This window comes from Chryseobacterium sp. GP-SGM7 (assembly GCF_049166575.1).
GTDB lineage: Bacteria > Bacteroidota > Bacteroidia > Flavobacteriales > Weeksellaceae > Chryseobacterium.
In genome coordinates this window covers 394,024-407,040 of the sequence record NZ_JBMHFF010000003.1, presented here as the reverse complement: position 1 = coordinate 407,040, position 13,017 = coordinate 394,024, and the positions used below count along the sequence as shown (strand labels likewise).

The following is a 13,017-nucleotide window of genomic DNA, read 5'->3' as shown; positions in this document are numbered from 1 at the left end:
CTCAAAATTTACGCTCCGTTTGTCATGCTGAAAAGCATCTCTACAACTTTGTGTAGGATTTATGGAATGACAAACTTTGTGTTTAATCTATATATAAAAGTGAAGAGTGTGATGCTTTTCACTTTTTTAATCTCATGCCTTTGCTGAGTGAAACGCCTTTGCGAACGAAAAATATGCAATTGGTTTTAAACAAAAACTTAGCGTTAAAGAAATATCTACTATGAAATTAATCAAAGCAACAGAAAAAGACATTCCCTTAATTCAGGATTTAGCTAAACGTTCATGGGAAAATGCTTACGCAGAAATACTTTCTGTCGAACAGATGAACTACATGCTTGAAACGATGTATTCCGAAACAGAAATTTCGGCTCATTTGAAAAATCCAAACTATCATTATTACCTTGTTTTTGATGAAGTTTTGAATTTATTTGACGGATTTTTAGGTTTTGAAAATCACTACGAAGAAAATACAACCAAACTGCACCGAATTTATTTAGTTCCAGAAAGTAAAGGGAAAGGTTTAGGCAAAAAAACGCTTGAATTTCTCAACGAGAAGGTAAAGGAAGTCGGTGATAACAGAATTATTTTAAATGTGAATAAATACAATTCCGCTCAAAAATTTTATGAATCTCAAGGTTATAAAGTTTACGATGAAGGTGTTTTTGATATTGGAAATAGTTATATGATGGATGATTATTTGATGGAGAAAAATTTGTAAAGAATTGATTATGTTGTGTTAAAAGTTGTAAATTTGAATTAAATATTAAGAATATGAATGCTGCGGAAGTGAAATTAGATTTAATTAACAGGATTGCAAACCTGAAAGATTCTAAAGTTATTGAAGAAATCAAAAATTTTTTAGATTTTGAACAGGATAATACCGTTTTTGAATTAAATGAGGAGCAAAGATTAAGACTTTTAAATGCTCAAAGTGATGAAATTCTCACTGAAAATGAAGCAAATAATGAAATTGAAAAATGGCTTCAAGAAAAATAAGTTGGACGAAAGAAGCCAATATTGAAAGAAAAGAGATTCTTGAATTTTGGATTGACAACAACAAATCTAAAACATACAGTATAAAATTAAATAAGCTTTTCATCAAATCTCTCAAACAACTTGCAGAAAATCCTATGATTGGTCGAGAAACAGATTTGAAAAATGTAAGGGTGAAAAATGTTAGAAATTATCTTGTGTTTTATGAGTTTTCGAGTGTTCAGATAAAAGTCTTATCTGTTTGGGACGGTAGACGAAATGATACAACAAAAAAAGATTTTCTTGATTTGGAATGAAATATTTCAGGAAATCTTACTCCACTTATTTTTCCCTTTGTAATTCTGCAGATAATAATTTTTAATAATATGATGCTCATTTCTTGATAAATGCGGATCGCTTTCAAGAATTTTTTCGACTAAATTTTTTGTAGTTTTAATAATCGGCGCATCACTCACCAAATCCAGTCTTTTAAAATCAACCACGCCGCTTTGCTGAGTTCCCAAAATATCTCCGGGACCACGCAACTGCATATCGACTTCAGAAATTTTAAAACCATCATTGGTTTCTACCATTGTTTTAATTCTTGTTCTGCTGTCACTCGACAATTTATCAGACGTCATCAAAATACAATAGCTTTGTTCAGCCCCTCTTCCCACTCTTCCACGAAGCTGATGGAGTTGCGAAAGACCGAATCTTTCAGCACTTTCTATTACCATTACAGATGCATTCGGAACATTTACTCCTACCTCAATTACTGTAGTTGCTACCATAATCTGTGATTTACCTGAAGCGAAATAATTCATTGCAGCATCTTTTTCATCAGGCTTCATTTTCCCGTGAAGCATGGTGACATTGTAGTTCGAGAAATTATCCATAACATTTTCCAAACCTTCCATTAAATTTTTGTAATCCAATGTTTCAGATTCTTCAATCAAAGGGTAAACAAAATAAATCTGTCTGCCTTTCCGGATTTCTTCATGACAGAAATGATATACATAAGCCCGGTCTTTTTCTCTTCGATGAGCGGTAACAATAGGTTTTCTTCCAACCGGCATCTCATCAATCACAGAAACATCCAAATCAGAATAAAAACTCATCGCCAAAGTTCTGGGAATCGGCGTTGCAGTCATCACCAGAATATGGGGTGGGATTTTATTTTTAGCCCAAAGTTTAGCTCGCTGAGCAACACCAAACCGATGTTGTTCATCAATAATTGCTAATCCTAAATTTTTAAATTTAACCTTATCCTCCAAAACCGCGTGAGTTCCAATCAAAATCGCAAGTTCACCGTTTTCAAGCTCTTCATGAATAATTTTTCTGGCGGAAGTTTTCACAGAACCCGTCAAAAGACTGACTTTAATATCGGTATTTTTTAATAAATCTTTAATTCCTGCATAATGTTGCTGAGCGAGAATCTCGGTTGGAGCCATCAAACAGCTTTGAAAACCGTTGTCTAAAGCGATCAGCATCGTTAATAATGCCACCATTGTTTTTCCGGAACCTACGTCACCCTGTAAAAGCCGGTTCATTTGAATGGGCTTTTTCATGTCCATTCTGATTTCCTTTAAAACTCTTTTTTGAGCACCTGTTAAATCAAACGGAAGGTGTTTTTCGTAAAATCCTGTAAAAAAATCGCCAACGATAGGAAAAGGATTGCCAATGGATTGTGTTTTATGATGCAGCTTTTTCAGAGCATAACCCAGTTGAAAAAAGAATGATTCTTCAAATTTCAATCGGTTATCTGCTTTCTCAAAATGTTGCTGGTCTTTCGGAAAATGAATATTCAGAAAAGTCTGTTGTCTCGAAAGAAACTGATAGTGATTAATCATATATTCAGGAAAATTTTCCTCAATAAGATTAGGGATTTCTTTGCAGATATTTCTTAAAATATTTTGAAAAAACTTCTGGTTTAAACCTCTCTTGCTGAGTTTTTCTGAACTTGGATAAATGGGTTTTAGCCGTGTTTCCGTTTCTTTATCTTCCTCAGATTCAATTTCCGGATGTGGCATCGAATACTGACCGTTAAAGACATTAATTTTTCCGAAAATATAAACTTCCCGATTGATTGGAATCTGCTCTTTCAGCCATTTCGAATACTGAAACCAAACCAGATCCATCGTTCCGGTATGGTCATTGAATTTTGCTGAAAGTCTTTTTGTTTTTCCGGTCTGAATTTCCTGGATCGAAGTAATTTTTCCTTTAAGCTGAACTTCAATTGTTGTTTCATGAAGTGTAGAAACCGTGAAAATTTTGCTTTTATCTAAATATCGGATCGGATAGAAATTTAAAAAATCTTCCACCACGGAAATTCCCAACACATTTTTGATGAGTTTGGAGCGTTCGGAACCGATTCCTTTGACGAATTCTATGGGAGTTTCTAAAGTCAGAAATTAAATTTTGAAGCACGAATTTCGTGAAATTTCGGCAATAAAAAAAAGCTTTCGATTTTGAAAGCCTTGTTTTGTTTTGCTCACGCAGATCTTGCATATTTTTTAGACAATGATGAAATTAATTTGCCACGAATACACGAATAAATTTTGCTGTCAAAGCATTTATTAGTGCATTCGTGGCAGTAATATAAGCTAAAAGCCAGTCGCCAAATGCAATATGCAATTAGCTATTCTTTTATCTTTGACTTAAATTTTTTCTGATAGTCTTCCCATTCTTCACGGGATTTTATTTTTTTGTATAAGTCGTTTGCAATAAATCCGAGATAAGGTTCTAGTTCTTTTGCTGATAATTCGCCTTGCAACATTGTTATCGGGCGACCTGTTTCATCCAAAAAAACTGTACTTGGAACAGCATTTACATTCATAAATTGAGTAAATTCATGAAGGGAATTTCTTCCTTTTTTATGAGAAGTATTTTCATTTGAGAATTGTCTTCCGAAAATTTCTATGGTCTTTTTATCTTCTGCATCAAATTTTACAGGGTAATAATTTTCATTTAAAAATTCTGAAATCACCGTGTGTCCGTATGTTTTTTTATCCATTATTTTGCACGGACCGCACCAATCGGCATAAAAATCAATCAATATCTTTTTGGGTTGGCTTTTTTGTGCTTTCAATGCTTCTTCAATCGTCATCCATTTTACCTGAGACCAAGCAAAAAATGATTGAATAACGAATAGTACTGCAAATATCTTTTTCATAAATAGTAGATAATTAACTCATTACCGAACTTCCTGCATGAGTTTCTTCACCCACGGAGCTATCAAAATTAATACCACACCGGCAATTACAGCGTAAAGCCCAAGTTGTTTATAGCCATCTGTGTAGGTGATAAGAGCATCATAATTTGTAGAACCTTCTTTTGTGTCGGCTAAACCAGCTCCTATAATTCCTGCAACATACTGGCCGTAAGCTGAGGCGAGAAACCACATTCCCATCATCATTCCCTGAAGATTTTTGGTAGAAAGTTTAGTCATAATTGATAAACCGATAGGAGAAAGACATAATTCTCCCAAAGTGATGACCAATAAAGCTAATGTAAAGAAGTTTAATGAGGTAATTCCCTGTAAATCGGCAAATAATCTTGTGGCAAACAAAACATAATATCCCAATCCTAAAAAGATAAAACCTAAACCAAATTTAATAATAGTATTGGGTTCAATTTTTCGTTTGCTCATCCAAATCCATAATAAACCAAGCAGCGGCGCTAGGAAAATGATGAAAAATGCGCCACCGGAATTGTTAACCCCATTCGGATCTAAACCTAAAAGGTCTTTATTCAAATTTTTAGCCGCAAAAATACTTAATGAACCACCACTTTGCTCGTAAATTCCCCAGAATAAAATAGAAAATAATATAAAGATCAAGGCTGCCCAAAGTTTGTTTCTTTCTGCAGTCGTTACTTTTGACATCTCAAAGAAAAGATAGATCAAAGTCAACGGTCCTACAGTCCACATGAAATAGTCTGTATACTCGGGAACTGAGACCATTTTCATAATGATCGGAATAAGGATTAATGACAAAATATAAACTCCGTATTCTTTCCATTTTGGCATTGGAGCAGATTTGGTTTCATTTGCAGGATGCCCTGGCTGAAGCCCGATTGTTCCTAAACTTCTCTGTGTGAAAACAAAATTAATTAAACTAATAACCATTACAATTGCAGCTAGACCAAAAGCAATATGCCATCTCATATCTTCGGTAATGATGCTGGAAAAAAGCTCACCTTTACCTATTGCGATGCATAAATATCCTCCCAATAATGCTCCAAGATTTATTCCTGCATAGAAAAGTGAAAACCCTGCATCAGCTCTTGAATCATTGGGTTTGTAAAGCTGCCCGACCATTGAAGAGATATTGGGTTTAAAGAAACCTGTTCCTACAACGGTAAAAGCTATTCCTAAAAAGAAAAATTTATGCGGGTCTGTGGCAAGAATTAAGCTTCCGATGATCATTAGAAGCCCGCCCCAAAAAAGAGATTTCCTGAATCCTAAGATTTTATCCGCAAAAAGTCCGCCTACGAAAGTGAATGCATAAACAAATGCCTGAGTTGCTCCGTATTGCAAATTAGCTTCTTTTTCATGAAAGTTTAATTGCGAAATCATAAAGAAAACAAGCATTCCGCGCATTCCGTAGAAACAGAATCGTTCCCACATTTCGGAGAAAAAAAGTGACCAGATTTGTTTAGGATATTTTCCTTTGAAGTTTTGTATTTCGTCGAGAGTTAGGTTCATGAGTTATAATTGATGAATGATTATTTATAATTGATTTGTGACTCACAGTATCACGAATCTATGCAGAAGATTTTTGATATTAAAAAATTGTCCAACTGAATTATTGAGGCATTGTGTCAACAATTCAAAGATATATTCTAATTTACATATGTTAAGGTAACTTAGAACAAAATTTCCATAATACGAATGTAAAAAAAACCTCTGAAAAATCAGAGGTTTATATGATGTAATGTTAAAGAGTTTAGTTTACTCCGTGCATCATTTTCTTTAAAATTGGTGAAATAAGGGCTAAAATTACAGCTGCTATACCGCAAAGAACCACAAAAACCATAAAAAATTCAAACAAATTATGAATTGTAAACCCAGCAAACGAATTATATTCTACAGTAATCACATTGTCTGATTTAAGTTTAGATAACTCGGCTTCAGAAGGATATGCCAACTGGTCTGGTTTTATTTCCGCTTTTTTATCTGCTTTTTTTATTTCATTAATGGTTTTATTATTTTTTTCAATAGCTTCATTTAATTTGATTCCTGTGTGATCTAGTTTTTCTTTATCAACTTTAGCAAGATCATATTGAGCTAAGATAAACAATTCCTTTCCGGATGCGTCATGTTTTTTATCTAAAACAGCTTGTAAATCAATACCCTGCTTTTCGGCAGCTAAAAATTTATCACCAGTTGCAGGCAAGATAGACCCTAATGTTCCTGCTAAAGCATAACCTGCAGCATTGGAAATGAAGAATACTCCGTATAAAAGAGAAGCAAATCTTTTTGGAGATAATTTTCCAACTAAAGATAAGCCGATAGGGGAAAGACAAAGTTCACCACAAGTTTGAATGAAATATAGTAATACTAACCATTTGATAGCCAAAAGACCACTGTTTCCTAAATCTTTTACATTGTAAGCAATAATGAAATAAGAAAGAGCAATTAATGCTAACCCCATTGCTTGCTTAAGTGGTGATACGGGTTCTTTTCCTTTTGCTCTTAATTTATCCCAAAGAATACTAAATGGAACTGCTAAAATAACAACAAATAAACCGTTGAAAATCTGTACCATAGATGCAGGCATTTTCCAACCAAATAGAAATGTTCTATCTGTTTGATTATCTGCAATAAACGTCAAAGAAGAACCTGCTTGCTCAAAAGCAGCCCAAAAGAAAATAATAAAAAATGAAACAATATAAATTACTAATATTCTTTGAATTTCAATTTTAGTTAATGCTTTGTCAAGTAAGATAAGAATTGCTAATGAAATACCTGAAGCGTAGATGATTGGATAAATAATCCCTTTTACTAAACTTCCAATTTCAAATTTGCTGAAAAATACTTCATTTACATGAAGATATCTGAAAACAAAAAATAGAACTATAAATAAAATACCTGTAATACCTAAAGATGCCGAAGAGAATTTTGCTTTTTCTCCATCTTCTTCTTCTTTATTTGATGACTTTGAAGGTAATCCACCAATTGGTTTTCCATCTGGATCAACAACATATTTGTCTTTTAATAATAAAAATATTAAAGTTCCCAAAACCATTGCAATACCTGCAGCTAAATATCCCCATTTGAATACAAAAATATCTCTCTGCCCATCTTGATCAACAACATCTGCAATGATTGGAACAAAATATTGACTTAATAATGCGCCAATATTAATTCCCATATAAAAAATGGTGAAAGCAGAATCTAATTTTGATTTTTCCTGCGCAGGATATAAGCTTCCAACCATTGATGAAATATTGGGTTTGAAGAATCCGTTACCAAAAATAATAACCAATAAACCTAGCCAGAATGCTATTTTAGAAGTTTCCAGCCCAGTGTCGAATATAGTTGCGCTGTAGAAGAGTAAAAACTGACCGATAGCCATCAATGTTCCTCCTAAAAGTATACAATATCTATTTCCTAAGAATTTATCAGCAATAAAGCCACCTAAAAGTGGTGTTAAATAACATAAAGCTAAAAATCCTCCATAAATGATGGAAGCATTAGATTCACCTAAACGCAAAGCATTTACCATAAATAGAGTTAAGATTGCTCTCATCCCGTAGAAATTGAAACGCTCCCACATTTCGGTTCCGAATAGAACCCACAAACCTTTAGGATGTCCTTTCTTTTGTGCTGTATCCATATATACTTGTTAAATTTTTGTTAAGACCCACAAATATAGTTTTTTTTGTGTTTTTGACAAGGTTTTAATTTTATTTTTAAATAAAAGAGACTGTCTCAAAAGTGAAACAGCCTCTAATTGTTGTAATTTTTATGTGAAATTAGTTTACACCTTTTTCTTTCATGATTTTATTAAGCCTTTTTAAAATTGATAAACCTAATAAAGTTGCTAAAAGCAATAAACCGAAGTTTACAATAAAGAAATTAGCTTTGTTGTCATAATCATACCAAAAGCTTGCTAAAACTCCTGAAAGTTTGTTGCCGATTGATGTGGAAAGGAAAAACCCGCCCATCATTAAAGCGGTTAATCTTGGTGGGGAAAGTTTTGAAACCAAAGATAATCCCATTGGTGAAAGACAAAGTTCTCCCACCGTAATTACTCCATAAGCTGCAACAAGCCATAAAGCAGAAACTTTTACCAAACCATTTTGTCCGGCATAAACAGCTCCCACCATTACCAAACATGATAGTGCAGAAATAAATAATCCCAAAACAATTTTAGAAGGCGTACTTGGTTCTTTTCCTTTTTTACGAAGCATCATGAAAAATGCAACCACAACCGGAGTTAATAAAATTACCCAACCCGGGTTGATGGATTGAAATAACTCAGTATTGTAAAGATTAATAGATTGTGATGGATTCGCTTCTAGTTTTGCTTTGTCGGCCGCAGAAACATTTCTGAAATAAATATCTTTTCCTTGCTCTTTTTTAGGCTTTCCTGAAGCGTCTTTTATAGTTTGATATTGGTTGTCATAAACTGAAACCTCTTTATCCAAGTAATCTTTTTTATCAACCAGGAAAATGGCTTCCAAAGGTTTTTCTAAGGGAGCGGGTACGGTTCTATCTGTATAATAATTTGCCCATCGTGTTAAAGCTGTTCCATTTTGTTTGAAAACAGCCCAAAACATTAAGCTCACTGCAAAAATTGCCAGTAATGCACCAATTGGTTTTTTGTCTTCCGCATTAGCTTTTACATACAGCATGACGTAAAAATAAATGACAGGAATACAAGCAAAAATAAATGCATCTGTGCTGTCACTTCCGAAAATGTTATTTGGAATAAACCAGCCAATCAATCCGAATATTACTGCCGGTAAAAATACTTTTATTAAAACATCAGAGATTTTAGTATCGCCATCCTGTGCAGGTTTTAAGATATTTGCCTGAATGATATGTCTTTTTCCAATGGTAAAAACCAATAAACCCACAAACATTCCGACTCCTGCAGTCATGAAAGCTGGTCCCCATCCGTATTTATTTCGCATAAAAGCAGCGATGATGTTACAGACAAAGGCACCAATGTTGATTCCCATGTAGAAAATATTGTAACCTGCATCCTTATTGGCTTTATAAGGTTCTTCGTTGTATAAATTCCCTAAAAGTGTAGAAATACTTGGCTTAAAGAATCCGTTTCCGATGATGATTAAAGCTAATGATGCATAAAAAAGCGGTAACTCTTTAAACAAGCCAACTCCGAGATAACCTAATCCCATCAAAAAACCGCCAATGTAAATTGCTTTGATGTATCCTAAAACTCTGTCGGCTAAAAATCCGCCCAAAAATGGCGTTAAATAAGTCAATGCGATAAACGTTCCGAAAATATCGTCTGCATTTTTATCGTCAAAAGCCAATCCGCCTTTTTCACTGTCGATCATATACAGTACAAAAATTCCGAGGATAAGATAATAGCCGAAACGCTCCCACATTTCTGTGAAAAATAGATAGGGAAGGCCTTTGGGATGTTTGGTTTTCATGAATAAGATTTTTACAATTTCACAAATATAAAATTTTTAAGATAATAATCGAATTTTATTAACTTTGAGTAAAATAAAATTATGAATACAATATTTCATTTATCATCAGCTGACGAAATTAATGAAGATTTGATAAAAAGTATAAAAGCTGCATATAAAAAGAAACCTATTTCTATCACAATAGAAGAAGATTTTTCAGTTCCCGAATGGCAAAAAGAAGAGGTGAGAAGAAGAATGCAATATGCAAAAGAAAATCCTGAATCACTTCTTGAATTTGATGATTTTATCGAAAATTTTGAGAAAAAATTATTGAATGAAAAAAACTAAAGTGGTTATTACTGAAAATGCTGATTTCGATTTAACACAGATTGCTGATTGGTATAACGAAAGAAATAAGAAACTAATCCGGCTATTCTTAAGCGATTTCAAAGAAAAAGTAAAATACATTTCAGAAAATCCTTTAGTTTGTGAAATCAGATATGAAAATTTTAGAATTGCATACTTAAAAAAATTTCCGTTTGGAATTCACTATTTCTACAATGAAGAAAAAAAATAATTGAAATATATTCCGTTTTTCATACTTCCAGAAATCCAGAACAATGGAAATCCAGAAAATAAAAAAATCACTCAAATTCTGAGTGATTTTTTACTTCCAGCATCCATCTTCCAACATCCATCTCCTTACAAATTCTCCAAAATAAAATTTGTCATTTTCTGGTACAATTGCGGTCTTGTTTGTCCACCGTAAATTCCGTGGTTTTTATCAGGATAAGCCATGAATTCGAACTGTTTTTTGTTTTGAATCAAAGCTTCAGAAAATTCCATAGAATTTTGGAAATGTACGTTGTCATCGGCGGTTCCGTGTATTAAAAGGAACTTTCCTTTCAATAAATTCGCATACGTTGTCGGAGAATTATCATCATATCCAGCCGGATTTTCCTGTGGTGTCAATAAAAATCTTTCTGTATAAACAGAATCATAATATCTCCAGTTTGTAACGGGTGCTACAGCGATTCCTGTTTTGAAAACATCAGCTCCTTTTGTTAAAGCTAAACTCGCCATGTAACCTCCAAAACTCCATCCGAAAATTCCTATTCTTGATTTGTCGATATATGATTGATTTCCAAACCATTTTGCAGCTGTAATTTGGTCTTCTATTTCGTATTTTCCTAAGTTTTTAAACGTAACTTTTTTAAATTTTGCTCCTTTATAACCTGTTCCACGACCGTCAACACATGCAATGATGTACCCTTTCTGAGCCAGCATTTCAAACCAAAGTGCATTTCCGTTGTCCCACGAATTGGCAACCTGTTGAGATCCTGGTCCGGAATATTGATACATGAACAAAGGATATTTCTTGTTTTTATCAAAGTTTTTAGGCTTAATAATCCAAGCGTTCATCTGGTCTCCTGCTGCATTTGGAATCGTAATGAATTCTTTTACTGAAAAATTATCAGATTGTAATTTTTTAAGCTGGTCATCATTATTCTGAAGTTCTTTCAACTGTTTTCCATTGCCGTCTTTCAGTACAAAAGTGTATGGTTTTGCAGCTGTAGAAGAAGTTTCGATGAAGTAATTATAGTTTTTGCTGAAATTTGCCGAGTTATTTCCATCTGTATTAGAAATCAACTGAGATTTTCCGGTCTGAATATTGATTTTAGAAACTACTTTATTAATGCTTCCTTTTTCTGTAGTCTGAACAAAAATCTCTTGAGATTTAGGATTGTAACCGTAATATTCTGTTACTTCCCAATTTCCTTTCGTAACCTGTTTTTTCAGTTTTCCGTCTTTATCATACCAGTACAGATGGCGGAAACCGTCTCTTTCAGATGCCCACAGGAAAGAATTGTCTTCTAAAAATTCTAGAGTAACATTGTCTGTATCAATCCATTTGTCGTCGCTTTCCGTAAACAGTTTTGTTGTCTGACCTGTTTTTGTATTTACTTTTAAAACATCAGAAGCATTCTGCGTTCTTTGTGAAGTAATCAAAACAATTTCATCCGGATTTGAAGTTTGAATCACATTCGGAATGTAATAATTTTTAAAACTGTCTAAATTAACTTTCGTCTTTTTCCCGTCTGCCAAATGATAAATATGTGCAGAAGCTACCGAGTTTTTTTCTCCGGCTTTCGGATATTTGTAACGCATTTCAGTAGGATAAAGCGACTTTCCATAAATTGGAATGTAGATTTCAGGAACATCAGTTTCAACTAATTTTACAAATAAAATGTCAGCAGAATTTTTCGTCCATTCATATAATCTTGCATGGCCGAATTCTTCTTCATAAACCCAGTCTGCCAAACCGTTCAATACTTTATTTTTTACGCCGTGTTCTGTGATCTGAGTGATCTTTCCTGAATTTAAATCCTGATAAAACAAATTGTTATCAACAATGAAAGAAATTTTCGTGGCATCCGGTGAAAATCTCGGTTCCTGAACGGCTTTTCCTTCATTCAGACTAACCGTTTTTCCTGATTTTAAATCTTTAATGTCATATTTTCCTAAAAAAGAATGTCTGTAAATCGGCTGGCTTTCTTTTAAAAGTAAAATTTTAGCTTCATCATCAGAAAATTCATAGCTTTCGAAATTTCCGTCAACCAGATTGCCTTCTTTTTGGGAGGTTTTGTAATAATATTTTGCGATTCCGCCTTGTTCGATAACCAGATAATTTTCACCGTTTTTCATAGAAGTGATTCCGGCAATGCCTTTTCCACGGTAATATCCTGAATATATTTTATCTAATGTAATTTCCTGCGCAGAAATACTTTGAAATGCAGCAAGAACTGAAAGGGTAAGTATGAATTTTTTCATTTCGAATTTTAAAGAAATCCAAAGATAATAATTTTATTAAACCAAATTTAAAAAGCTATATCGGAAGTATTTTGGCAAAAAAATTGAATATTGTTTTTCATCAAAGAAATTAATTATGGAAACGAAAGAAGACAACAAAAAATTAAACCGTTATGAATTGGAAGATCAAATCATTTTTACTGGATTTTCTAATTTTAACGAAGCTGAAAATTACAGTCAAAACGAAGGCGGAAAGTTGGTAGAAGTGGCTTTTAAAGACGGAAATGATAATCCTCAACTGACTGATGAAGCTGGATTAATTGAAAAAAAACTACATTATCATGTAGAAGCAGGGCCGGAATATAAATTTATTCATTCTTCTGATCCCGGTTTTAAACAATACGCAGATGAACTTCAGAAAATAAAAGCCAATCAGGATAAAACAGGCCCTGAAGAGAGATATTTTGCCAGTTTTGAAATTGAAAATGCAGAAGATCCGATAATTGTTATTAAAAATGATCATCTAGAATCTGTAACATCGAGAGAACGCTCGAAATATTTGAAACATGCAGATGTTTACGAAATTGGGGTTTCTACTTTAAAATCTTAAAATGATAAAAACAA

The 13,017-nt window shown here is 33.4% G+C and carries 12 protein-coding genes; 6 read left to right on the top strand and 6 right to left on the bottom strand.

Annotation, left to right across the window (positions count from 1 at the left end):
- Positions 1 to 220 precede the first annotated feature (220 nt).
- The 3 genes from ACOOWA_RS14305 to ACOOWA_RS14295 are packed head-to-tail and all read left to right on the top strand — an operon-like array spanning position 221 to position 1,289.
- Entirely contained in the window at positions 221 to 718 is a 498-nt protein-coding gene (locus tag ACOOWA_RS14305) for a GNAT family N-acetyltransferase (protein WP_421376196.1), read from the top strand.
- A gap of 53 nt (positions 719 to 771) precedes the next feature.
- Positions 772 to 996 carry a hypothetical protein gene (locus ACOOWA_RS14300; protein WP_421376195.1) on the top strand — a complete coding sequence of 75 codons (225 nt, stop codon included), beginning with the start codon at positions 772 to 774 and terminating at the stop codon, positions 994 to 996.
- Positions 978 to 1,289 (top strand): type II toxin-antitoxin system RelE/ParE family toxin, encoded by a 312-nt coding sequence (locus ACOOWA_RS14295; RefSeq protein ID WP_421376193.1) that lies wholly within the window; start codon positions 978 to 980, stop codon positions 1,287 to 1,289. The genes ACOOWA_RS14300 and ACOOWA_RS14295 overlap by 19 nt, the downstream gene beginning before the upstream one ends.
- 6 nt (positions 1,290 to 1,295) lie before the next feature.
- Here ACOOWA_RS14295 and recG read toward each other — a convergent pair whose 3' ends face one another.
- The 5 genes from recG to ACOOWA_RS14270 form a co-directional block, all read right to left on the bottom strand.
- A complete protein-coding gene (recG, locus tag ACOOWA_RS14290; RefSeq protein WP_421376375.1) occupies positions 1,296 to 3,380 on the bottom strand; it encodes an ATP-dependent DNA helicase RecG in 2,085 nt (694 codons plus the stop codon).
- Between the two features lie 230 nt (positions 3,381 to 3,610).
- The gene (locus tag ACOOWA_RS14285; protein WP_421376192.1) at positions 3,611 to 4,144 is read right to left on the bottom strand and encodes a thioredoxin family protein; all 534 of its coding nucleotides are present in this window, start codon (positions 4,142 to 4,144) and stop codon (positions 3,611 to 3,613) included.
- Between the two features lie 21 nt (positions 4,145 to 4,165).
- A complete protein-coding gene (locus ACOOWA_RS14280) occupies positions 4,166 to 5,677 on the bottom strand; it encodes a peptide MFS transporter (RefSeq protein ID WP_421376191.1) in 1,512 nt (503 codons plus the stop codon).
- Positions 5,678 to 5,918: 241 nt separating this feature from the next.
- Positions 5,919 to 7,811, bottom strand: a complete 1,893-nt coding sequence (locus ACOOWA_RS14275; protein WP_421376189.1) for a peptide MFS transporter — start codon at positions 7,809 to 7,811, stop codon at positions 5,919 to 5,921.
- A 139-nt stretch (positions 7,812 to 7,950) separates the two neighbouring features.
- Complete coding sequence (locus tag ACOOWA_RS14270) at positions 7,951 to 9,603, bottom strand: peptide MFS transporter (RefSeq protein ID WP_421376187.1); 1,653 nt, start codon at positions 9,601 to 9,603, stop codon at positions 7,951 to 7,953.
- Positions 9,604 to 9,684: 81 nt separating this feature from the next.
- On the opposite strand from ACOOWA_RS14270, the gene ACOOWA_RS14265 reads away from it, so the two are divergent.
- Both ACOOWA_RS14265 and ACOOWA_RS14260 read left to right on the top strand, forming a co-directional pair.
- Positions 9,685 to 9,930 carry a hypothetical protein gene (locus ACOOWA_RS14265; RefSeq protein ID WP_421376186.1) on the top strand — a complete coding sequence of 82 codons (246 nt, stop codon included), beginning with the start codon at positions 9,685 to 9,687 and terminating at the stop codon, positions 9,928 to 9,930.
- Positions 9,917 to 10,159 (top strand): hypothetical protein, encoded by a 243-nt coding sequence (locus ACOOWA_RS14260; RefSeq protein WP_421376184.1) that lies wholly within the window; start codon positions 9,917 to 9,919, stop codon positions 10,157 to 10,159. Before ACOOWA_RS14265 ends, ACOOWA_RS14260 begins: the two co-directional genes overlap by 14 nt.
- A 125-nt stretch (positions 10,160 to 10,284) precedes the next feature.
- Here ACOOWA_RS14260 and ACOOWA_RS14255 read toward each other — a convergent pair whose 3' ends face one another.
- Positions 10,285 to 12,414 carry a S9 family peptidase gene (locus tag ACOOWA_RS14255; RefSeq protein WP_421376183.1) on the bottom strand — a complete coding sequence of 710 codons (2,130 nt, stop codon included), beginning with the start codon at positions 12,412 to 12,414 and terminating at the stop codon, positions 10,285 to 10,287.
- 115 nt (positions 12,415 to 12,529) lie between these two features.
- On the opposite strand from ACOOWA_RS14255, the gene ACOOWA_RS14250 reads away from it, so the two are divergent.
- On the top strand, positions 12,530 to 13,003 hold the full coding sequence (locus ACOOWA_RS14250; RefSeq protein ID WP_421376181.1) for a hypothetical protein: 474 nt from the start codon (positions 12,530 to 12,532) through the stop codon (positions 13,001 to 13,003).
- The last annotated feature ends 14 nt before the right edge of the window (positions 13,004 to 13,017 follow it).